This is a genomic window from Bacillus sp. 205(2023) (genome assembly GCF_037027485.1).
Classification (GTDB): domain Bacteria; phylum Bacillota; class Bacilli; order Bacillales; family Bacillaceae; genus Bacillus; species Bacillus halotolerans.
On the sequence record NZ_JAXCHF010000001.1, the window covers coordinates 1301115 to 1322753 of the forward strand.

Annotated in this window: 21 protein-coding genes; 2 read left to right on the plus strand and 19 right to left on the minus strand. The window is 44.4% G+C overall.

The window, feature by feature from the left end; all coding sequences use genetic code 11:
• Nucleotides 1-70 precede the first annotated feature (70 nt).
• The 13 genes from WA325_RS06620 to sppA form a co-directional block, all read right to left on the minus strand.
• Nucleotides 71-754 carry a metal-dependent hydrolase gene (locus tag WA325_RS06620; RefSeq protein WP_105953403.1) on the minus strand — a complete coding sequence of 228 codons (684 nt, stop codon included), beginning with the start codon at nt 752-754 and terminating at the stop codon, nt 71-73.
• Between the two features lie 63 nt (nt 755-817).
• Nucleotides 818-1585, minus strand: coding sequence for an SDR family oxidoreductase (locus WA325_RS06625; RefSeq protein WP_059335663.1), 768 nt, complete (start codon nt 1583-1585; stop codon nt 818-820).
• A gap of 128 nt (nt 1586-1713) precedes the next feature.
• Complete coding sequence (locus tag WA325_RS06630; protein ID WP_010335290.1) at nt 1714-1845, minus strand: hypothetical protein; 132 nt, start codon at nt 1843-1845, stop codon at nt 1714-1716.
• A gap of 64 nt (nt 1846-1909) precedes the next feature.
• Complete coding sequence (gene argH / locus WA325_RS06635; protein ID WP_105953402.1) at nt 1910-3295, minus strand: argininosuccinate lyase; 1386 nt, start codon at nt 3293-3295, stop codon at nt 1910-1912.
• Nucleotides 3292-4503 (minus strand): argininosuccinate synthase, encoded by a 1212-nt coding sequence (locus WA325_RS06640; protein WP_024122485.1) that lies wholly within the window; start codon nt 4501-4503, stop codon nt 3292-3294. The genes argH and WA325_RS06640 overlap by 4 nt, the downstream gene beginning before the upstream one ends.
• Before the next feature lie 168 nt (nt 4504-4671).
• A complete protein-coding gene (locus tag WA325_RS06645; RefSeq protein ID WP_105953401.1) occupies nt 4672-5184 on the minus strand; it encodes a MogA/MoaB family molybdenum cofactor biosynthesis protein in 513 nt (170 codons plus the stop codon).
• Between the two features lie 78 nt (nt 5185-5262).
• Nucleotides 5263-6450: an acetate kinase gene (locus tag WA325_RS06650; protein ID WP_024122488.1), complete on the minus strand. Its 1188-nt coding sequence runs from the start codon at nt 6448-6450 to the stop codon at nt 5263-5265.
• A gap of 347 nt (nt 6451-6797) precedes the next feature.
• A complete protein-coding gene (locus WA325_RS06655; protein ID WP_105953400.1) occupies nt 6798-7784 on the minus strand; it encodes a class I SAM-dependent methyltransferase in 987 nt (328 codons plus the stop codon).
• Nucleotides 7785-7845: 61 nt separating this feature from the next.
• Entirely contained in the window at nt 7846-8349 is a 504-nt protein-coding gene (gene tpx, locus WA325_RS06660; RefSeq protein WP_024122490.1) for a thiol peroxidase, read from the minus strand.
• Nucleotides 8350-8458: 109 nt separating this feature from the next.
• The gene (ytfJ, locus tag WA325_RS06665; RefSeq protein ID WP_024122491.1) at nt 8459-8914 is read right to left on the minus strand and encodes a GerW family sporulation protein; all 456 of its coding nucleotides are present in this window, start codon (nt 8912-8914) and stop codon (nt 8459-8461) included.
• A gap of 13 nt (nt 8915-8927) precedes the next feature.
• Entirely contained in the window at nt 8928-9608 is a 681-nt protein-coding gene (locus WA325_RS06670; protein ID WP_105953399.1) for a DUF2953 domain-containing protein, read from the minus strand.
• A 75-nt stretch (nt 9609-9683) separates the two neighbouring features.
• The gene (locus WA325_RS06675; RefSeq protein ID WP_202852602.1) at nt 9684-10178 is read right to left on the minus strand and encodes an RDD family protein; all 495 of its coding nucleotides are present in this window, start codon (nt 10176-10178) and stop codon (nt 9684-9686) included.
• A 12-nt stretch (nt 10179-10190) separates the two neighbouring features.
• Nucleotides 10191-11198 (minus strand): signal peptide peptidase SppA, encoded by a 1008-nt coding sequence (gene sppA, locus WA325_RS06680; protein ID WP_044153849.1) that lies wholly within the window; start codon nt 11196-11198, stop codon nt 10191-10193.
• 184 nt (nt 11199-11382) lie between these two features.
• Here sppA and WA325_RS06685 point away from each other — a divergent pair, with 184 nt between their 5' ends.
• On the plus strand, nt 11383-12186 hold the full coding sequence (locus tag WA325_RS06685; protein ID WP_024122495.1) for an NAD kinase: 804 nt from the start codon (nt 11383-11385) through the stop codon (nt 12184-12186).
• Between the two features lie 34 nt (nt 12187-12220).
• Here the strand turns inward: WA325_RS06685 and WA325_RS06690 are convergent, their stop codons facing one another.
• From WA325_RS06690 to WA325_RS06710, 5 genes are all read right to left on the minus strand, one after another.
• Complete coding sequence (locus WA325_RS06690; RefSeq protein ID WP_336183353.1) at nt 12221-13813, minus strand: amidohydrolase; 1593 nt, start codon at nt 13811-13813, stop codon at nt 12221-12223.
• 19 nt (nt 13814-13832) lie between these two features.
• On the minus strand, nt 13833-15422 hold the full coding sequence (gene mbcS, locus WA325_RS06695; RefSeq protein ID WP_336183354.1) for an acyl-CoA synthetase MbcS: 1590 nt from the start codon (nt 15420-15422) through the stop codon (nt 13833-13835).
• A 177-nt stretch (nt 15423-15599) separates the two neighbouring features.
• Entirely contained in the window at nt 15600-15809 is a 210-nt protein-coding gene (sspA, locus tag WA325_RS06700) for an alpha type acid-soluble spore protein SspA (protein ID WP_014114778.1), read from the minus strand.
• Nucleotides 15810-15901: 92 nt separating this feature from the next.
• Complete coding sequence (gene thiI, locus WA325_RS06705) at nt 15902-17107, minus strand: tRNA uracil 4-sulfurtransferase ThiI (protein WP_024122498.1); 1206 nt, start codon at nt 17105-17107, stop codon at nt 15902-15904.
• A 3-nt stretch (nt 17108-17110) separates the two neighbouring features.
• The gene (locus WA325_RS06710) at nt 17111-18256 is read right to left on the minus strand and encodes a cysteine desulfurase family protein (protein WP_336183355.1); all 1146 of its coding nucleotides are present in this window, start codon (nt 18254-18256) and stop codon (nt 17111-17113) included.
• Nucleotides 18257-18448: 192 nt separating this feature from the next.
• Between WA325_RS06710 and brnQ the strand changes: the two genes are divergently transcribed.
• Nucleotides 18449-19789 carry a branched-chain amino acid transport system II carrier protein gene (gene brnQ / locus WA325_RS06715; protein WP_095714206.1) on the plus strand — a complete coding sequence of 447 codons (1341 nt, stop codon included), beginning with the start codon at nt 18449-18451 and terminating at the stop codon, nt 19787-19789.
• A gap of 89 nt (nt 19790-19878) precedes the next feature.
• On the opposite strand, the gene ezrA is transcribed toward brnQ, so the two are convergent.
• A complete protein-coding gene (gene ezrA / locus WA325_RS06720) occupies nt 19879-21567 on the minus strand; it encodes a septation ring formation regulator EzrA (protein WP_044153843.1) in 1689 nt (562 codons plus the stop codon).
• Nucleotides 21568-21639: the final 72 nt, after the last annotated feature.

The following is a 21639-nucleotide window of genomic DNA, read 5'->3' on the forward strand; positions in this document are numbered from 1 at the left end:
GAAATGGCAACGGTCATTCCGCACGAAAAATAAAAAGCATCTCCTGATTTTCAGGAGATGCTTTCAGCGTTTAAAGCTCAATCGTTTCACCGACGGCCATGACTTTTCCGACTCCGCCCGGCAGGCTGTCTGCAAATGCTTCCGGGTCTTGCTCGATGACCGGGAATGTATTGTAATGAACCGGTACAACTTGTTTTGCCCGCAGCCATTCTGCAGCTAGTTTGGCGTCTTCAGGCCCCATCGTAAAGTTGTCGCCGATCGGCAGGAAGGCAAGATCAATATGGTTCAGCTCCCCGATCAGCTTCATGTCAGAGAAAAGAGCCGTATCGCCGGCGTGGAAGATCGTTTTGCCTTCGACAGTCAGCAGAATACCGGATGGCATGCCTGTGTAGGTGATCGTTTTATTTTCTTCGTCAGTGATGGCAGATCCATGAAAGGCCTGTGTAAGCTTCACTTTCCCAAAATCAAACTGATGGGAGCCGCCGATGTGCATAGGGTGAACATTTAACCCTTTCCATCCCAAATATACGGCCAGCTCATTCGGTGCCACAACCAGCGCGTTATTTTGCTTTGCGATTTGCTCAGTGTCGCCCACGTGGTCATTGTGGCCGTGAGTCAATAAGATAGCGTCCGCTTTTGCATCCTCCGGCTTCAAATCGGTTAACGAATTTCCTGTCAAAAACGGGTCAAATAAAATATGGTGGTCATTCGTTTCTACTGCAACTACAGAATGTCCGTGATACGTTACTTTCATTTCCTTCACCTCGTCACTTTGTTTTTGATGTTTTCATTTTCCCTTTTTAAGATGCTGAAAAACTTATGTGGATTGATTCTTGTTAATCACATTGAGGCCCCCGGTTGCTTCAATTACAGTTCCTGTCACCAGGTCTGAGTTCTCTTCGCACAAAAAGGCAATGATTCTGGCGATATCTTCACCGGTGCCGGATCTTCCTATCGGCGTTTTTTCTTTTCCGATACGCTGTCTGGCTTCCTCAATTGACGCTTCCTTCATGTCGCCGACAATGTCACCCGGGCAAACCATATTAGCGGTTATGCCCGATTCAGCTTCTTCTATCGCAATTGTTTTTGTTAAAGAAGCCAATCCCACTTTCGCAGCGCCGAAAGCGGAGCGGTGAAGCCAGCCGGGTGCGTGTGCCGCACCTTGAAATCCGTACGTGATGATACGCCCGAATTGCTGTTTTCTCATGACCGGAATAACCGCTTTGAATAAGTGAAAGACGGCGCTTAAATTCCCTTCCAGCATACCGTACCATTCGTCATCGGTATAATCAGCTAACTTTTTTCGTTCAAATATGTATGGCCCCGCGTTGTTAATCAAAAAGTCGATTCTCCCGAAGCGGTCCAAGGCAGCGTCTGCGATGCGCAGCAAATCTTCTTTTTTGGTGACATCACCTTTTACAAATTGCAGCCGGTCAAGGTAATCAGGACAGGCTTCCTTCAGGCGGTTTACTGCCTCTTCATCCTGCCTGTAATTCACTGTTACTGAATACCCCTTTGCAAGCAATGTTTCAGTCACTTTGCGGCCTAATCCCTTCGAACCGGCAGTAATTAAAGCATGTCGCACATGAATACCTCCCAAAGCAACGTCGCCGCTTTTCAATAAAGTGTTTCTTCTTCTACTTTACTATAAAAGGCCGGCAATATCACTTTTTACACTTTGCCATACAAAAAAAGCTGCCTATAATAGACAGCTTATTCCGCAGAAGACGAAGGCTCTTGATCCGGGATATCCACATAACCGCTTTGATATGCTTCGGAAATGAGCCTTGTTGTCTCCTGGCTTTCTTGTTCATCATAAATATAGCGTTCCGGTTCTTTTTTCATCCTTCTGCCTCCCATCATTATAGGGGTAGGTTGGCTATAATGACGGGATTTTATGAAGGAAATTTTAACAAACTCCGGCAGCCACGCAAGCTTTCGCCTTTACGAGCGCCTCCTCTACCTGTTTGAAGCCCGTGCCTCCTGCGCTCATTCTTTTTTCGACCGCATGATAAGGATCCAAAACAGTGTAAATATCCTCTTCGAAGAGATCGCTCGCCTTCTTAAAATCGTCAAACGGCATGTCGCTTAAATAGATTCCTTTTTCGATGCATGTGTACACAAGCTTTCCGACCACTTCGTGCGCTTCTCTGAATGGCATTCCTTTCTTCGCTAAATAATCAGCCAGTTCCGTCGCATTTGAAAAGTCTTGTTTTGTCGCTTGCTTCATGACGTCTTTGTTAACAGTCATTGTTTGAATCATGCCTGTGAAGATTTGCAGGCTTCCTTCGACCGTTTTCACCGTGTCAAACATGCCTTCCTTGTCTTCCTGCAGGTCTTTGTTATAAGCGAGCGGAAGGCCTTTCATGATCGTAAACAGCCCCATCATGTCACCGTACACGCGTCCGGTTTTGCCGCGGATCAGCTCAGCCATATCCGGGTTTTTCTTCTGCGGCATCATGCTGCTTCCCGTTGCATACGTATCGTCTAGCTCAATGAATTTAAACTCCTGCGAGCACCACAGAATAATTTCTTCAGAGAAACGGGAAAGGTGCATCATCAGCATGCTGCTGTTGCTTAAAAATTCCAAAATGAAATCTCTGTCGCTGACGCCGTCGAGGCTGTTTTCATAAATGGAATCAAAGCCGAGCAGCTCTGCTGAATACTCACGATCGATCGGGAAGGTGGTACCCGCGAGCGCTCCGCAGCCGAGCGGAGATTTGTTGATCCGCTTCATTGAATCCTGAAAACGTTCCTTGTCGCGCTCCAGCATCCAGAAATACGCAAGCAGATGGTGAGCGAATGAAATCGGCTGGGCGCGCTGAAGATGAGTGTAGCCCGGCAGAATGGTTTCAATATTTGCTTCTGCCTTATCAATAAGCGCGCCTTGGAATGCCTCTAGCAGCTCGATAATGTGAGCGACATGGTTTTTCAGGTATAAATGCATGTCAGTTGCCACCTGGTCATTCCGGCTTCTTCCGGTATGCAGCTTGCCGCCGAGAGGGCCGATTTCGTCAATGAGCATTTTCTCAATGTTCAAATGAATATCTTCATAATCAACTGAGAACTCTAATGCACCGTCTTCTGCTTTTTGCAAAAGGGCATTCAGTCCCTGACGGATTTTCAGCTCTTCTTCTTCTGTCAGGATACCGCATTTTTTCAGCATGGCAGCATGTGCGAGAGACCCTGTAATGTCTTCGGTCACTAAATGTTGGTCAAATGATATGGACGCGCCGAATTCGTCGACCCATTTTTCCGGTGTTTTTTGGAATCGGCCTCCCCAAAGCTTCTTCATGCTTTAATCTGCTCCTTCTTTTTCACGATGCTGTTCACTTTTGTCGGAAGTCCCCAAAGCTCGATAAATCCGATTGCCGCATGGTGGTCAAACGCATCGTCTTTTGTATATGTTGCAAGCTTTTCATCATATAGAGAGTATTCTGATTTACGTCCCTCTACAATCGCATGGCCTTTAAACAGCTTCACGCGAACGATGCCTGTAACGTGTTTTTGCGTTTCTTTTAAGAAAGCGTGCAGCGCGTCTTTTAAAGGCGAAAACCATAAGCCGTTGTAAATGATTTCTGACAGCTTTTGTTCAATGGCCGGTTTAAAGTGCGCGACCTCTTTCACTAATGTTAAATCTTCCAGTTCTTTGTGTGCTTTGATAAGCGTCATCGCACCCGGGCATTCGTATACTTCACGGGATTTAATGCCGACAAGGCGGTTTTCTACGTGGTCGATACGTCCGACACCATGCGCGCCTGCAATTTCGTTCAGTTTTAAAATTAATTCAGAAAGTGAGTAAGAGACGCCGTCGATGGATACAGGCACGCCTTGTTCAAATGCGATTTCTATCACTTCCGGTGTATCCGGTGTTTTTTCCAGCGGCGCTGTAAGGTCGTATGCTCCTTCTGGCGGAGCAGCCCACGGATCTTCTAAAATGCCGCACTCATTTGCGCGTCCCCAAAGGTTTTGATCAATGGAATATGGGCTGTCAAGATTAATCGGAATCGGAATGCCGCGGCTTGCCGCATATTCAATTTCTTCTTCACGAGACCATTGCCATTCCCGAACCGGAGCGATGACTTCAAGGTCAGGATTCAATGATTTAATTGATACCTCAAAACGCACCTGGTCATTTCCTTTCCCTGTGCATCCGTGCGCAATTGCCTGCGCCTCTTCTTTTTCTGCGATCTCGACTAATTTTTTTGCAATAAGCGGTCGAGACAATGCGGACACGAGCGGATATTTCCCTTCATACATCGTGTGAGCCTGCAAAGATAACAGCGCGTAATCCTGGGCGAATTCTTCTTTTGCATCGATCACGTAAGAATTTGTTGCGCCGACTTCAAGCGCTTTTTGCTGAACAAACGCCAGGTCCTTGCCTTCGCCGACATCCAGACAGCAGGCGATGACATTATACCCTTGCTCTTGAAGCCATTTTATCGCGACGGAAGTATCGAGACCCCCTGAGTATGCTAATACGACTTTTTTCTGTTCTGCCATGATAAAAATCTCCTCTCAACCCTGTTTCTTTTGTATAAAAATAAATTATATTTAATAAAAATACATTTTGTATGTATACACTTTAACAAGTAAGTTCCTTTTTTTCAAGCCTTTTATTAAAAAAACTTCACCCATTTTTCCAGGTGAAGTTTCGTAGTATTTATTCATTTACTTGTCTTTTCTGATTTCTCTGACCACATGCGCGATCTCCGGAATAATCAGCTTATTCATCGCCAGCTTTACCGCACCGCTGGAGCCTGGCGTTGAAAAAACGGCTGTATGTTGGATAACGCCGGCTGTGGCTCTCGACATGATCGCACTGGAGCCGATGTCTTCTGTATAACTGAGCATCCTGAATATTTCTCCAAAGCCTGGCAGCTCTTTAGAAAACAACGGCGAAATGGCTTCAATGGTGACGTCCCTCTTTGCAATACCCGTCCCGCCGTTTAAGAGGACCGCGTCCGTCTGATCATCTATGCAGCCCGCTAAGACAGACCGCTGCAGGGCATCCTTTTCGTCTTTCACAATTTCATATGCAGCGATCTGATGGCCGGCTTCTTCTAAAAATGAGATCATCAGCCTGCCGCTTTTATCCGTTTCTTCCGTTCTCGTATCACTGACAGTAATCACTTTGCACCGGACAACATCGGGTGCTTCTTGTTTATGCTCTTGAACGCTCATTGGCTCACCTCTTTGTTTTTTGTCTACCTTTATCATGCTTCAACAAAAAAGCACATTCAAGTGAATGTGCTTTTTGCATTATTTAGCTAAACGAACAACGTCTCGTGCAATCATGACTTCCTCATCAGTCGGAATGATCATAACTTTTACTGGAGAATGAGGGTAGCTGATGAACGCTTCCTCACCGCGTACGTTATTAAGCGCAGGATCCCAGTATACACCCATAAATTCCAGACCGCGAAGAACGCGTTCTCTGACTTCTACGCTGTTTTCACCGATACCGGCAGTAAAGATAATCGCATCAACACCGCTCATTCTGGCAGCGTAAGAACCGATGTATTTGTGGATGCGGCTCGCAAAGACTTCAAGCGCAGTTTCCGCGCGCTCATTTCCTTGTTTCGTTGCTTCAACGATGTCACGAAGATCGCTTGAGAAACCGGAGATGCCAAGCAGTCCGCTTTTTTTGTTTAATGTATTCAGTACTTCGTCAGCTGTCTGGCCTGTTTTCTCCATAATGTATGGGATAAGGGCAGGATCGATGTTTCCAGAGCGTGTACCCATTGCAACACCGGCAAGCGGCGTGAAGCCCATAGATGTATCAATTGATTTTCCGCCTTCAACAGCTGCAATACTTGCGCCGTTGCCAAGGTGGCAGGAAATCAGGCGTAAATCTTTTAACGGACGGCCGAGAAGCTCTGCCGCACGCTCAGTCACATATTTATGTGAAGTGCCGTGGAAGCCGTATTTACGGATACCGAATTTTTCATAGTATTCGTATGGCAGGCTGTACAGGTAAGACTGCTCAGGCATTGTCTGGTGGAATGCCGTATCAAAAACAGCAACCGCAGGAACATTTGGAAGCACTTCTTTGAAGGCTTTAATTCCGACGATATTTGCCGGGTTGTGCAGCGGCGCCAATTCAGAAATATCTTCGATCTCCTGAATTGTTTCGTCCGTTAATAAAACGGAATCGCTGAATTTTTCTCCGCCGTGTACCACGCGGTGTCCAATTCCGTCAATTTCATTTAAATCCTTGATAATGCCGAATTCTGTCAGCTTATTAAGCAGCATTTTAACCGCTACCGCATGATCAGGTATATCAGTTACTTCTGTATTTTTTTCGCCGTTTACAGAAATCGTAAACACACTGTCGGCGATACCGATTCGTTCAACTAAGCCCTTCGTTAAAACGGTTTCTGAAGGCATTTCGAAAAGCTGAAATTTCAAAGACGAGCTTCCTGCGTTAATTGCAATAATTTTGGACATGATTGACGCTCCTTTTTACTCTGTATCAACATCTTCGTTTTTCGTACTTTTTTCCCGGGTGAATCATCATTTTCTCCCGAAAAATATCTGACTTTTCCATTTAAACATTGTCATGTCGGCTTTTCAAGTCAACTTGTGTATTGATAACGCTTACAATAAGAAGTCGTTATTTTCAGACACATTACCTATGCGCTTAACATTGATTAACGCTTACATCCTGCAGTTTCTCCTTTCGTATTTTGTGTTTTGAAACCCTATTCAATTCGTTTATCTGCCCCCAGATGTACATACAAAAAAACAGTTTAAGCTTCCTCATATGACGGACGCTCAAACTGTTTTTTCATTTTCTATTTTTCCTTAGTAAACCACGCATCTATTTGCGCCATCATGTCGAGCATCGCCTTCTGGTTGGAGAAAGACGGCAGATTCGCAAGCAGAATTTGGTTTGGCGCTTTCGTCTCTTCATCTGTTTTCTGAAGCACAAGGATACTTTTGGCATGGGCATCGTCTTTAAAAATTGATTTCGGCAGCTGCAATAGTGCATTGATATGAACCTTGTCCTTGAAAAACTGCTTCAGCTTGTCGCTTTGAGAGCTTTCAAACAAATGATTCGGGATCATAAAGAACAGGTAGCCGCCCGGTTTCGTATGCTTGACGCTTTGCTCAATAAACAAATGATGGGCGAAGGAATGGCCTTCATCCGCTTTCAGTTCAAAGGCTTTTGCCCCTTCGTCATTCGGATAATAGCCAACCGGCAGATCGCATATCACTGTGTCAACCGGATCGATAAACAGCGGCTCGAGGCTGTCCTGGTGGAACAGTTCCAGCTCTTTTTTCAGAAGGTTCGCCTGATCATAGGCGATTTTCAAGAGCACGTCATCTATCTCTATGCCATAGCTTTTCGCCGTATTTTCAGACAGCTGGTTTAACACGGTGAACAGAAGATTTCCCGTTCCGACAGCCGGATCAAGAAGCGTTAACTCCTTTTTTCCTGCCATAAATTTATTTACCAGATAACTGATAAAAAGCCCGATTGTGTCCGGCGTCATTTGTCTGTTTGGATGGGATATATCCTTTAATCCCTTTAGGACGGCAAGCTGGAATGCTTTGCGCACCCACTCGTGCTCATATGTGTCAAATTCGGCTTTTTCAAGCAGTACTTGAAGCTTTTCAGCCTTCTCCTTCGGCAGCTTCAGCTGATCCGTTTTTTCAAGAAAATACATTTCTCCCGCTTCGGCAAGCGCTTCTATATATGAAATCTGCAATTCATTTTTTATGATGATCGCGGCATCATCCAGCAGCCCGTATACCGCACCTACATGATTGTTTTGCATAATGTGTTCCTCCTTGCCATGAAAAAAGCTCCGGCGGCAGCCTGGAGCTTTTTTCACCTGCTTACTTCAATAATGCCTTGGCAGCCTCAATCGGCTCTTCATAATTCGGGTGGTTCGTTGCTTCGCTTACATATTCAGCGTAAACGACTTTTCCGTTCTCATCAAGTACAAATACGGAACGCGCAAGCAGACGAAGTTCTTTTATGTATACACCGAACGCTTCGCCAAATGACATGTCTTTGTGGTCTGACAGAGTTTCTACTTTGTCAATTCCGTTTGCTCCGCACCAGCGCGCCTGTGCAAATGGAAGGTCCGCACTGATTGTGTAAATGTTGACATCTCCAAGCTTTGCAGCCTCTTCATTAAAGCGGCGGGTTTGTGCATCGCAAACGCCTGTGTCAATTGAAGGGATAACAGAAATAATCGTTACTTTTCCTTTCATGTCAGCTAACGATTTTTCTTCAAGGCTGTTTGTCAGCACTGTGAAATCAGGAGCTTGATCCCCTACTTTCACTTCTTGTCCGACAAGCGTAACCGGACCGCCTTTAAATGTAATTTCAGCCATTATAATTCCTCCCTTTCGTATGTATGTCTCTATCATAGTAAAGTTTCTTGCAAACTGCAAAGTTTATGCCAAAAAAAAGTTAACTGCGGCCGCCGCAGTTAACCCTTCTTTAATAATTCATATTGTTCATTTGGTTTTGATTTTGGCCTTGGTTTTGATTCTTGTTATTTTTCTTAAACATTTGCTGTATGCGTTCCAGTGTTTGAGGGGCTGCGTCTAGAATTTTCTCAATCAAATGAGTATTTTCATCTAAATGAAGCATTCTGATGCCAGTCGAACCGACAATTAAAAACGCGATCGGCGTAATGGACACACCGCCTCCGCTTCCGCCTCCGAAGGGCAGTTTTTGTTCTCTTGTTTCATCGTCTTCCGATTTTTTCTCAGCCGGCTTGCCGCCAAACTCGCTGCCGCCTGCGGCGAATCCGAATCCGACTTTAGAAACGGTTAAAATCACGCTTCCATCCGGTGTTTCAACCGGATCCCCGATGATTGTGTTAACATCAATCATTTCCTTCAAGTTTTCCATTGCGGTTTTCATTAAACCTTGGATGGGATGGTCTGCCATATACGCTTCCTCCTTAAACTGATGAATCATTCTTTGAAGTCATTCGAGCCGACGGATTTTTCTTTAATACAGAAAGCTCCCGTCCGTATTTGACGAATTTGAAAGCTGCAAGCATAGCATGTCCAAAGCGAAAAAAGAATATACACTGAAAATGGGTCTTGGAAACAGGGACTTGAAACGATGGAATCACTTCATAAACAGGCTTGTTCACAAAGTCTAAATGGTCATGAAGCATAGCTGCGATACCGCCTTTGACTCCCCATACGGCACCCGTTAACACACCTGTCACCGCTGCGTCATGAACCCCGACAACTGTGATCCATTCGAGTTTTGTGATATGCAAATGCGCCATAAAAGAGGCGCTGATTTTCCTTAACTTAGTGACATGATGCAGAAGCATTTCAATTTTATTGATGCTTTGCTGCACATCATCAAACGTAATTTTTTTCTTGCTGCTGCTTTTTTTCACTTTCGATTTTGTGTTCTGTCTGATATCGACTGTTCCGTCATCTTTGTTCACCTTAATCGCCGGAATTGTTTTTTTAATCCGAACCAGGCCAAACAGCGTTGTAATTTTCAAAGTTATTTTGTCATTATCCTCAGCATGAAGATACTCCGCGGCAACATGAATTTTCATTCTGAGAAGCAGCACGATACCTATAAGAATAAGAATGGCTGACAGCACATATACCATATTCTTCACTTCCTCTAGGAAGCATTATCGCCCATTCAGCAAAAAATAAACCCGGACGGGGTCCGGGTTTAGCTGTTATTTACGATATAATTTTTCGTGCACCACAGTTGTATCAGCAATGTAATCGTGAATCCCCTGTTTTTTAGGAGAAAAAGCGACGACGATATATAAAATCCAAATCTTATCAATATACCGCCCGACCACTTCACGGAAAATCACAGTGCTCCATGTCAGCTTATGGCCCTGCTTGACAGAAATTACTTTGAGGCCGAACACCATTTTTCCGAGCGTTTGCCTGAAGTATTTGGTCATCAGCGCAAAATATGCCAGATAAACGAAAAGCGTTGTGATGCTGTACGCTGAGATGGTAAACATGCCGGATGTTTTCGGCAGATCCAGTAAAGTAAAGATGGGAGAAACGATTAAATGGTTTAACCCCCACACAACGAGCCAATCAAACAGGAAAGCCCAAAAACGGACCCAAAAGCCCGCATATGCGTGTGTGAGCTGTTCCGCTTGATCCGGGCCTGCGATGTCGCTGCGCTCTAGCTCTTCATATGTCGCATCCATTATTGATCCCTCCTACTTCGCATAGAGATACATCATTCTCGGCGAACCGGATTGTGAAAGAACTTCTCTCATATTCAGAAAATCAATTTCACTTTTAAACATTTTGTTCGCTCCCATGGTAAACAGAGAGCCTAATCCGAAGCTTTCCTCGTAAGAGACGACAGAAGCGTTTTTCAAGTTTTTATGGTCCTTTTTCATGGCCGCAATTGTATCATCATAAAATCCGAGTTCATCCACAAGATTCAGTTTTTTCGCCTGCCGCCCGTCATACACGCGTCCGTCCGCGATTTTCTTTACTTCCGCTTTCGATATGCCGCGGCCTTCTGAAATGACATCGACAAAGCCTTCATAGGAGTTATCAACCATAGATTGCATGATATTTTTTTCTTCTTTTGTCATCTCACGGGAAGGAGACATAATGTCCTTGTGAGCCCCGCTTTTAATGGTCTCAAAAGAGATGCCGAGCTTATCAGCCAGCTTTGAGTAATTCACGCTCTCCATGATAACCCCAAGAGATCCTGTCAGGGTTTCCGGTGTCGCAAAAATTTTATCGGCAGCTGTTGAGATATAATAACCTCCGGAAGCTGCCATCGATCCCATTGACACATAGATTGGTTTTTTTGTTTCTTTTTTTACCTCTTCCAGTTTTTTATGTATTTCGGCGCTTTCATACACTCCGCCTCCCGGAGAGTTTACCTTGAGTACGATCCCTTTTACCGCATCATCCTCTTTTGCCTGCTCAAGGTTTTTTAAGAATGTTCGGTGGTTATACCCGTCTGAACCGAGCAGACTGCTTGAATCACCATTATCCTGAATGGTGCCGCTGACCTCCAAAACGGCGATTTTGCTGGAAAGGCTTCCGTTTTCAAGCGTCACTTCCTGGGATTCATCTGTCAGTGACGTAAGGTCTGTTTGAGCACCCTTGACACTTTCAAAGAAACTCATTGAGATACTGACGATGATGGACACGCCAAAAATTCCAAGGGCGATCACTAATGCGATCCATCTTTTTGCATTCATTTTTTCTCCTCCTTTTTCCCAAACTCTCTCATTATACGATTCAAATGAAAAAATGTTTCATTGATGAGAAAGCTCCGGCTTAACGGGCTGCCGGCAAACGTGGTACACTTATGACCAAAGGTATTTTATCACAAATACTGGATGGCAGAAAAACTTAAATATGACAGCAAAGGGGAAATGGGATATGACCGATCATCGCCGTAATGTTTATTTTTTTCACAAACAGGACCAGGAAACAAACAAACAAGTCAGCTCCTTAACACAATTGGCTGAAGAGAACGGATTTACTGTTGTCAATCAGCCTTCTGACGCCAATATTATTGCCAGTGTAGGCGGAGACGGTACATTTTTGCAGGCGGTCAGAAAGACGAATTTCCGTGATGACTGCTTATACGTCGGCATCACCAAAAAGGGGAAAGCTCATTTATACTGTGATTTTAATAGTGATGAGCATGAAAAAATGGTGGATGCGATGACGTTTGAACAAATTGAGGTCAGAAAATATCCGCTGATTGAAGTGACAGTGGATCAGACCAGTCCTTTTCATTGTTTAAACGAAGTTTCCATTCGTTCGAGCATAATTAAAACCTTTGTGATGGATGTGCTGATTGACGATCTGCACTTCGAAACGTTCAGAGGAGACGGGATGATTATTTCCACGCCTACAGGCAGCACGGCTTATAATAAGTCTGTGGCCGGAGCTGTCGTTGATCCGCTGCTTCCCTGCATGCAGGTGACGGAGCTTGCTTCGCTTAACAATAATACCTACCGCACCCTAGGCTCTCCGTTTGTCCTCAGCTCTGAACGAAAGCTGACGCTTCGTGTGGTGCAAGCCGGAAATGAACACCCGATTATCGGTTTGGACAATGAAGCACTCAGCACAAGAAACGTGAAAACGATTGAAATCAAGCTGTCTGATAAAAAAATAAAAACAGTGAAACTAAAGGACAATTCATTTTGGGAGAAAGTAAAACGGACATTTTTATAGAAAAAGAAAAGGACAGGCTATCCGCCTGTCCTTTTTACTGTTGATTCTCATATACAATCTGACCGTTGATAACGGTTTTTTCTATCTTTAAAAGATGAAGCTGTTTCGGGTCAATTGTAAACGGATCTTCACTGAGAACGGTAAAATCCGCGTCATACCCTTCGGCTATTTTCCCTCGTGTCTGCTCTTTGTAAATGATCTCAGCACTTCCTGCTGTATAAAGCCTGATAGCTTCATATACTGTTAAACACTCGCTTTCGTTATAGCTCGGACCGTTCTGTTCGCGGCTGCTTGTCCGGAGCACCGCAGACTGAATGCCGAGAAGCGGCTCAACAGGCTCAATCGGAGCATCAGAACCCCCTGCACATAAAATGCCTTTAGAGATCAGTGTTTTCCAAGCAAAAGCTGTTTTCATACGGTCTTCTCCAAGACGGTCAATCACCCACGGAAAATCACTGGCGACAAAATGAGGCTGAAGATCAAGAGCAATCGGCATGCGTGCTGCTTTTTCAATCAGCTCATCATTCAGCACCTGAGCATGGATCAGGCGATCATGCCGGCCGCTTTTTGGCGGATGCTGCTCGACAGCCTGCAGCACTTTTTCAAAGGCAAGGTCGCCGATGGCATGGACGGCAACCTCCATTCCTTTCTCTCTCGCTTTTTGAACGAGGCGGCTGAGTGTTTCATCATCATGGACTTGAACACCGTTTGTGGAAGGATCGTCATGATACGGTTCTTTTAACAAAGCTGTTCTCCCGCCAAGCGCTCCATCAGAAAATAGTTTCATCGCACCGAATTCAACGTACGGGCCAGACGGCTTCTTCATTTGCTCCCACCGATCAACCGCTTCATGATGAACGAGCAAATGACAGCGAAACGGATACTTTCCGCTTGCCGCAGCCGTCTCATAAGCTTTCATCGGAACGGACACATCGCCGTAATAAGACAAATCTTCCGAATGGCCGCCTGTCAGGCCTTTTGTCCAGCAATCCTGAATGGCCGCTGTAAGCGCCTGATCAACATAGTGCTGAGATACAGGCGGAACGGCTTGCAGGACCAGATCCTGCGCCTTATCAAACAGAAGCCCCGTCGGCTCGCCGTCTGCATCTCTGCCAATCACTCCGCCATCGGGATGAGGAGTGGCTTTTGAAATTCCTGCGGCTTGCAGCGCCGCAGAATTGACCGCTATTGCATGCCTGCATACCCTCTTGAGCAGGACGGGCCTGTCCGGGAATAAAGGATCAAGGTCATGCTTCGTCAAATAAGCCGGCTTCTCGAATTGATTTTCATTCCAGCCCTCTCCAATGAGCCAATCGTCTTCAGACAGGCTCTCTTCTCTTGCCTTCGCAGCCTGCAGCACAGCTTCTTGAGATGTAAACGAAGACAGATCAAGCTGGAGCTGTTTTTCTCCGTGCCCGATCAAATGTAAATGGCTGTCCACAAACCCGGGAAACATGACTGCTCCGTTCAAGCTGATGTCTTTTGTTTCCGGTGAACTGTATTTCTTCTTCAGACTCTCATAGCTGCCGGTGCCTTTTATGACACCATCCTCAACATAAACAGCCTCTGTTTGGTGGCCTTCTTCGAGCATCGTATAAATGAAACCGCCGTGCCATATCGCCTTCATTCACGTTCACTCTCTTTCTTTACGCCTTTTTATTGGCTTTAAGCTGTTCTTCACGTTTTCTTAATTCCACTCGTCTGATTTTTGCAGAAGCCGTTTTCGGCAGGCTTTCGACAAATTCAATCTCTCTTGGATATTTGTATGGAGCGGTAATGGTCTTCACATGATTTTGCAGAACTTTGACAAGCTCATCACTGCGTTTTTCGTGATCTTGCAGGACAACGTATGCTTTAACGATGGAGCCTCTTATTTCATCAGGGCTTGCGACGACAGCACATTCTTTGACTTCAGGGTGCTTCACGAGCGCATCTTCCACTTCGAATGGCCCGATCGTGTAGCCGGAGCTGATAATGATATCGTCATTCCGGCTTTCAAACCAGAAGTAACCATCCTCATCTTTTCTTGCTCTGTCTCCTGTCAGGAAATAATCGCCGCGAATTTGTGTTTTCATTCTGTCCGGATCTTTAAAATATTCTTTAAAGAGCGCCGGGGTGCTGAGGTGAACAGCGATATCGCCAACCTCACCAGTTTTGCAGATTTCACCGTCTTCATTGATGACCTCCACCTGATTTCCCGGTGTCGGTTTTCCCATGCTTCCCGGTTTAATATCCATATCCTTTAAGACACCGACTAAAAGCGTGCTTTCTGTTTGGCCGTACCCGTCTCTGACCTTGACGCCGAAATGCTTTTGGAACACGTCAATCACTTCGCGGTTGAGCGGCTCACCGGCTGAAACAGCGCTGTGCAGAGCTGAAAGATCGTAGCTATCTAAGCCTTCTACCTTTGCCATTAAACGGTATTCCGTCGGCGTACAGCAGAAGACATTGATTTTGTAGCGGTTTAAAAGCTCTAAATATTTTTCAGCTTTGAATCTGCCTTGATACACAAAACCTGTTGCTCCGCTTCCGAGTACCGCCAATAGCGGACTCCACACCCATTTTTGCCAGCCTGGCGCAGCAGTCGCCCATACGGTATCCTGTTCAGAAATATCAAGCCAAGCGCCGGCTGATGTTTTTAAATGAGCAAATGCCCATCCATGTGTATGTACAACACCTTTCGGCTGTCCCGTTGTTCCGGAAGTATAAGACAAGAACGCCATGTCTTCTCTTGTTGTATCAGCAGTTTGAAAACGGCTTCCATCCGCATCAATCGTTAATAGATTTTTCCATCCGGCATCATTTTCGCCAATAGAAAGTTTAATCAGGCGGTCTGCAGTACTGACATCACGGAAAGCGCCAATAAATGCAGAATAAACAATAGCGCCTTTCACTTCGGCATGTTCAATCCGGTATTCAAGATCTTTCGCACGAAGCATTTCAGAACAAGGAATAACGACCATTCCCGATTTCAGGATAGCCAGATAAACGGCATAGGCTTCGAGCACACGCGGCACCATTACAATCAGTTTATCTCCCTTTTTAAATCCAAGATCAGCCAGAGCCGCACCGATTTTATTTGTTTCTTCCATAAGCTTTTCATACGACCATGATTTTTGTTTGCCCGATTCATCCTCCCATAATAGGGCGGTTTTTTGTCCAGTTGCACTGAACTTTTCGATTTCATTAACTAAATTGTATTCCATTGGGGCAATTAAATCTTCTCGTTTCAACACGAACAACTCCTCACTTTCTCCACCCATTATACATAAATACATGCCGTTTCCGTAAGGATATGCCTAAAAACAAGCTCCCTAAACATCGGTTTTTATAGGCCGGTGGTCCTTTTTTATAAAAAAACGAAAAAGAGTGGGGAAAAACCCCACTCCTAAGCCATTATGTGAAATTGTAAATTAGAATTGTCCTCCGCCCATGTTTTGTTGAGCAAAAGATACAAGACGTTTTGTGATCTCTCCTCCAACAGAACCGTTAGCGCGAGAAGTTGTTTCTGCTCCAAGGTTTACACCGAATTCAGAAGCGATTTCCAATTTCATTTGGTCGATAGCTTGAGCAGCTCCTGGTACTAAAAGGTTGTTGCTGTTACCTGAGTTATTGTTAGCCATGTGTCTCACCTCCTTGTGAGTATAGAATGTGTTAAAACACATGGCTTCATACAGAAAATCTTTGGTAATTGTATACAGGAGCCGGCTCTTAGTTAAAAGAGTTCTGCGAATTTGTCGTTTGCTTCTTGTTCGCTATATAATGTCATTGTTTCAATGTGATCAACCGCCTCTTGAATCAGCGGTTCAAAATCCACAAAGCTCTCAAAGTGTTCGATTTTTTCTTTTTTCGGGCGTGTTTTCGGACTTGGCGGCGTAAAGATCGTGCAGCAATCTTCAAATGGCTGGATGCTTGTTTCGTATGTGCCGATTTCCCGTGATATTTCGATGATTTCTGTTTTATCCATGGCGATTAACGGACGCAGAATCGGTGTAGACGTAACCGCATTAATCGCGTACATGCTTTCAAGCGTCTGGCTTGCTACCTGTCCGAGGCTTTCCCCCGTAATAATGGCGAGCCCGTTTCTTTTTTCTCTGATTCTGTCGGCAATTTGAAGCATTAAGCGGCGGGTTGCCGTCATCGTATAGTTTTCAGGAATTTGTTTTTGGATCAGCTCTTGCGTCTTTGTAAACGGAACGATATGAAGCGTCATGCTTCCTCCGAAGCGAGACAGACACTTCGCTAAGTCCATCACTTTTTGTTTCGCACGTTCGCTTGTGTATGGCGGGCTGAAGAAATGGACAGCTTCTACTGAGAGTCCTCTTTTCATTGCGTAAAAACCGGCTACCGGGCTGTCAAAACCGCCGGAAAGCATCAGCATCGCTTTCCCTGCTGAACCGACAGGAAGTCCGCCGGCGCCTTTTTCATTGCGAATCGTCAAAAAGGTTGCTTCCTCCCTGATTTCAATTCTGAGCGGAATGTCTGGATTGCGGACATCAACTGTCAGCCCTTCTGTATTTCGCAAAATATGGCCGCCGATTTCAGCGTTCATTTCATTCGTATCTAATTCAAACTGTTTATACGCTCTCTTTGTCGCGACTTTAAACGTATCACCAGGCTGATATTGATCCTTGATCGCCTGCAGGGCAGTTGTCTTAATATCATCAAGGCGGCTCTCACACTTAATGGCCAGACTGAAGCTTTGAATGCCAAACACCTGTTTCAAATGTGGAAAAAGAGCCTCAGGGTCCACTCCATTTAATGTAATCGTCATACGATCCCGATTAGAAAAGTATTTTAATGTCGGATAGTCTTTCAGGACAAGCCTGACGTTTTGCTTTAAACGTTCAATAAAGCTTTTTCTGTTTTTTCCTTTGGTTGATATCTCCCCAAAACGAATTAATATATGATCGTAATTCATGTTCTACCTCATCATTTTTTTTAGTTTTTTGATGCCAGGCACAAGCGCGTTCATAAATGGCTCTGTCACATCGCTTGTCTGGCTGTAGTTTAAGCTGATTCTGATGCTGCTTCCGGCGATCTGCTCTCCCTTGCCCATCTGTAACAGGACTTTGCTCGGTTTATGTTCCTTTGCCGAGCAGGCTGATGTCGTTGAAACGAATATATCCTTTTCCTCCAGCATGTGCAAAAGCACCTCCGCTTTTATGCCCGGCACAGAAAAATTAATGATATGCGGAGCGCTATTGAATTGAGGCGTATTTAAGACCACACCGTCTGAATCACTCAGCCTTTTCATAAACAATTCCTTTGCGGCCGCCATTTGTTCAAGGTGATGATGATAATCATCAGCCGCAAGATTGATGGCTTTGGCCAGTGAAACCGCACCTGCTGTATGCTCGGTTCCTGCACGTATGCCTTTTTGCTGAGAGCCGCCTGTTATCAGCGGGATAAGACGCGTTCCTTCCTTTACTAAAAGTGCACCTGTCCCCTTCAGTCCGTGGAATTTATGGCCGGATATGGAACAAAGATCAATGCTGGCATTCTCGATCGCCAAGGGAACTTTAAAGATGCCTTGCACATAATCGACGTGAAACAGAATGTTCGGATACTGCTTCAGCACTTCTCCGGCCTCTTCAATCGGCTGCACGGAGCCAACTTCATTGTTCACATGCATCATGCTGACAAGCACGGTATCCGGCCGAATCGCATCTTTCAGTTCCTTAATGGACACAAATCCATCTTCATTTACTGAAAGATAAGTTACTTCAAACCCGAATAGCTCTGTCAGCTGCTCCAAAGATTCAGTAACGGACGGATGTTCGATAGAAGTGGCAATGATATGTTTGCCTGTTTTTATCTTTGACAAAGCGGCTCCTTTTAAAGCCACATTATTAGCTTCTGTAGCACCTGACGTAAATACAATATCATAATTCTTTAGGCCCAAGGCTCTTTTTATTTGATTTTTGGCTGCCTGAAGCAGCTGTTCCGTTTCGGCTCCATATCGGTGCAAAGATGAAGGATTGCCAAAATATCGGCTGCTAGTCTGTTCATAAACGTTCAAGACTTCATTATACGGTTTGGTCGTTGAACTATTATCTAAATATATCATCTTTTTTTACTCCTTTATGAAAGCGGTACAAGGTATGATATTTATGTTACCATAACAAAATTTAATAGAAAATTACAAAAAGCTAGTATTGACTTCTAAATTTTTTACCATATAATAAGATTTGTTCGTTTCGTCATATTATCTGACAATTAATTGACAGAATATTTTAACATAATTATTAGGAGGATTTTCATGAAACACTCACTGCCTGTCAAAGATACCATTATTATTGGTTTCATGCTATTTGCGCTATTCTTTGGAGCAGGAAATATGATTTATCCGCCGGAACTTGGACAAGCAGCCGGACACAATGTCTGGAAAGCCATCGGCGGATTTTTACTGACCGGGGTAGGTCTGCCTCTTCTCGGAATTATCGCTATCGCATTAACCGGCAAGGATGCTAAAGGACTTGCTGATAAAGCTCACCCTGCATTCGGTACAGTATTTACTGTTGTGCTTTATTTATCAATCGGACCATTATTCGCCATCCCGAGAACAGGAACCGTTTCTTATGAAATTGGTGCAGTTCCGTTTCTGGCTGGCGTTCCTGAAAGACTGTCTTTATTAATTTTTACACTCATCTTTTTCGGCATTACTTACTATTTAGCGCTAAACCCAACTAAAGTCGTGGATCGAATCGGAAAAATTCTTACTCCAATTAAATTCACAATTATTTTAGTGATTGTTCTCAAAGCGATTATCACGCCTATGGGCGGTTTAGGTGCAGTAACGGAAGCATATAAAGGAACACCGGTATTTAAAGGATTTTTGGAAGGCTACAAAACAATGGACGCGCTTGCTTCAATCGTATTTGGTGTTGTCGTTGTAAATGCTGTGAAAAGCAGAGGCGTTACACAATCAAAAGCTCTTGCCGCAGCTTGTATTAAAGCCGGAATAATTGCTGCATTAGGGCTGACATTCATTTATGTTTCTCTGGCCTACCTAGGTGCAACAAGCACAAACGCAATCGGGCCTGTTGGTGAAGGAGCTAAAATTTTATCAGCATCATCCCATTATTTATTCGGTTCATTAGGAAATATCGTACTTGGATCAGCTATCACAGTCGCGTGTTTAACCACAAGCGTTGGGCTTGTCACTTCTTGCGGCACATATTTTTCAAAGCTTATCCCTGCGTTATCATATAAAGTTGTCGTTACCATCGTCACTTTATTCAGCCTGATGATTTCTAATTTCGGGCTTGCTCAAATTATCGCTTTTTCAGTTCCTATTTTATCAGCTATTTATCCGCTTGCCATTGTCATTATCGTTCTTTCATTTATTGATAAGCTCTTTAAAGAAAGACGTGAAGTTTACATTGCATGCTTAATCGGTACAGGATTATTCAGTATTTTAGACGGAATAAAAGCAGCAGGCTTTTCGCTCGGAGCTCTAAATACGTTTTTAAATGACAATCTGCCGCTATACAGCCTTGGCATCGGCTGGGTGATTCCTGGAATCATCGCCGCCATTATCGGCTATATTCTTACCTTTTTCATCGGTACATCCAAACAGCAGCTTAAAGAAATAAGTTAATGTTATGGTCGCCTGCGTTACTGCGCAGGCGTTTTTTTAATAAAAAAGAGCCCGCTCATAAACTGCGGGCTCTTTTTTACGATCTGAATTTAAGCGGATAAATCTGCTTTTATTTTTTTCACGGCACCTGGCGCAGCTTTCTCTACAGCTGCAGCCGCAATTTCATAGGATTCTTCATAATCATAAGCGTAAAACCGTCTTTCCGCTTCTTTCAGCTGTTCAGATAAAATATGGTTCTGGCTTCTGAATCGGTTTCCGAACTGAATGATTTTTTCAATCAGCATAACCTGCTCTACCAGTTCCTCTGATTCCCGGCTTGCCCTGTTCACGATATCTTCCGCTTGTTTCAGATGGGCTCCGGCTTCTTCCATATTTAAAGGAATTTCGTTTAATTGATTGACTGTTTCTTGAATGTGATGATGCGCGTTTTCCAGCATCTCTTGAATATGACTCGGGATGCCCGGGATGTTGCTTGTCTTCAGCAGTCTTGCTGTTTCAGAAATTGTTTTTTTCAGATTGCCAAGTGTCTCTCTCGCCTGCAGTTCTTCTTTTCTAAGAGCCTGCAGCTTTTCACGGTAATCCGTATGGTCTTTTTTCACTTCTTCAATCTGCTTCTCAATTGATGCGACCTCTTCAACTAAAAGAGAGTAGGCGACATGCTCTGCATCCAGCTTATCTTTTACTGACGCAAGCAGCTTGCCGACTTCATCAATGCGCTTTTCAAAGGCCTGCTGTTTGCCTAGCTCACCAGCTGTCAGTCTGTAGCTTTCCTTCACCAGTTCAGTTTCCGCCTTTGTCTGCTCCTTCTCTTCTTTCAGCTTATCGTAAGCAATGATCAGCTCAGGCATTTTGCTTAACACAGATTGGCCTGCTTCAACTTCACCCTCGAGCTGCTGGTAAACAGATTGAATATTTTCGTCTATGAGCTGCAGTATGGCAGATGCTTCATCAATATCCAGCTCAGTCATCAAAACATGTTCTGCCCGTTTCAGCTGATTTGACAGGTTTTCCAGTTCCTTATCAATCTGGATATGTTCAAGCTTATACCCTTTCTCTTTCATTTCGCGATATCCGTCTTTGAGCTTTGCAATCTGGCCCGGCAGCGTCTGCTTGCAGTCGGCTAACAGTTTCGGCACATCATCTATGTACGACTGAAGCCGTTCTAGATTGCGGTCCTGCTCAAGGAGAACTTTTCTTGCAGTAATATAGTTCCCGCCCTCTGTCTCTTCTTCAAACTGTTTGATCCCGCTCCAAATCTCGTCAAGATCTGCTTCAAGGCTGTCATAAAGCTCTCCGTAAAGGTGGCTGTATGCCAGCAGGTTTTTTCGGGACTTTGAGTAGCGTTCTCTTACCTGTTCAATCTCTTCGCGGCTCTTTTCTTCACTTGTGACGAGATTGCTGATTTCCCGGAGTATCTTTTCAATGTTCGATTCCGCCGCTGTCAGGAGATCGTCGATATGAACGAGCACTTGATTGGCTTTTTTAAACCGGTATTTGTCCGCGCATTCTTCGGCATCATAAAGGAGCTCTTCAACTTTCGGCATATGGGCAGTGACAATCTCATCCCATTCTTCACGCCATTTTTCAAAGAACTCTTCTGTCTGCCCCGTCATTTTCAGATGTTTAATTTTGGACATTTCTTCCACTATCGATCGATTGAGAATTTCAATCTTCCAAGATTCCAAACGATCAATTTCCGTGTAGATTTTTTTCCTGAAAAAGTAGCCCGCCGCAAACAGCGCGAGCAGTACAATTAATAATCCAATGACAAACTCCATAATGAGCCCCCTTGCTGTTAACCTTAATCTGTCAGGGTGTTTTATTTATTCAGAAAGATTTCAGGATATGTA

Bases quoted from the DNA above. Each gene is read 5' to 3' on its own strand.
- WA325_RS06620 (WP_105953403.1), bottom strand. From the start codon at position 754: ATGAAAGTAACGTATCACGGACATTCTGTAGTTGCAGTAGAAACGAAT.
- WA325_RS06630 (WP_010335290.1), bottom strand. From the start codon at position 1,845: ATGAAAAAAGAACCGGAACGCTATATTTATGATGAACAAGAAAGCCAG.
- argH (WP_105953402.1), bottom strand. From the start codon at position 3,295: ATGAAGAAGCTTTGGGGAGGCCGATTCCAAAAAACACCGGAAAAATGG.
- WA325_RS06640 (WP_024122485.1), bottom strand. From the start codon at position 4,503: ATGGCAGAACAGAAAAAAGTCGTATTAGCATACTCAGGGGGTCTCGAT.
- WA325_RS06645 (WP_105953401.1), bottom strand. From the start codon at position 5,184: ATGAGCGTTCAAGAGCATAAACAAGAAGCACCCGATGTTGTCCGGTGC.
- WA325_RS06650 (WP_024122488.1), bottom strand. From the start codon at position 6,450: ATGTCCAAAATTATTGCAATTAACGCAGGAAGCTCGTCTTTGAAATTT.
- WA325_RS06655 (WP_105953400.1), bottom strand. From the start codon at position 7,784: ATGCAAAACAATCATGTAGGTGCGGTATACGGGCTGCTGGATGATGCC.
- tpx (WP_024122490.1), bottom strand. From the start codon at position 8,349: ATGGCTGAAATTACATTTAAAGGCGGTCCGGTTACGCTTGTCGGACAA.
- ytfJ (WP_024122491.1), bottom strand. From the start codon at position 8,914: ATGGCAGACCATCCCATCCAAGGTTTAATGAAAACCGCAATGGAAAAC.
- WA325_RS06670 (WP_105953399.1), bottom strand. From the start codon at position 9,608: ATGGTATATGTGCTGTCAGCCATTCTTATTCTTATAGGTATCGTGCTG.
- WA325_RS06675 (WP_202852602.1), bottom strand. From the start codon at position 10,178: ATGGATGCGACATATGAAGAGCTAGAGCGCAGCGACATCGCAGGCCCG.
- sppA (WP_044153849.1), bottom strand. From the start codon at position 11,198: ATGAATGCAAAAAGATGGATCGCATTAGTGATCGCCCTTGGAATTTTT.
- WA325_RS06685 (WP_024122495.1), top strand. From the start codon at position 11,383: ATGACCGATCATCGCCGTAATGTTTATTTTTTTCACAAACAGGACCAG.
- WA325_RS06690 (WP_336183353.1), bottom strand. From the start codon at position 13,813: ATGAAGGCGATATGGCACGGCGGTTTCATTTATACGATGCTCGAAGAA.
- sspA (WP_014114778.1), bottom strand. From the start codon at position 15,809: ATGGCTAACAATAACTCAGGTAACAGCAACAACCTTTTAGTACCAGGA.
- thiI (WP_024122498.1), bottom strand. From the start codon at position 17,107: ATGAATTACGATCATATATTAATTCGTTTTGGGGAGATATCAACCAAA.
- WA325_RS06710 (WP_336183355.1), bottom strand. From the start codon at position 18,256: ATGATATATTTAGATAATAGTTCAACGACCAAACCGTATAATGAAGTC.
- brnQ (WP_095714206.1), top strand. From the start codon at position 18,449: ATGAAACACTCACTGCCTGTCAAAGATACCATTATTATTGGTTTCATG.
- ezrA (WP_044153843.1), bottom strand. From the start codon at position 21,567: ATGGAGTTTGTCATTGGATTATTAATTGTACTGCTCGCGCTGTTTGCG.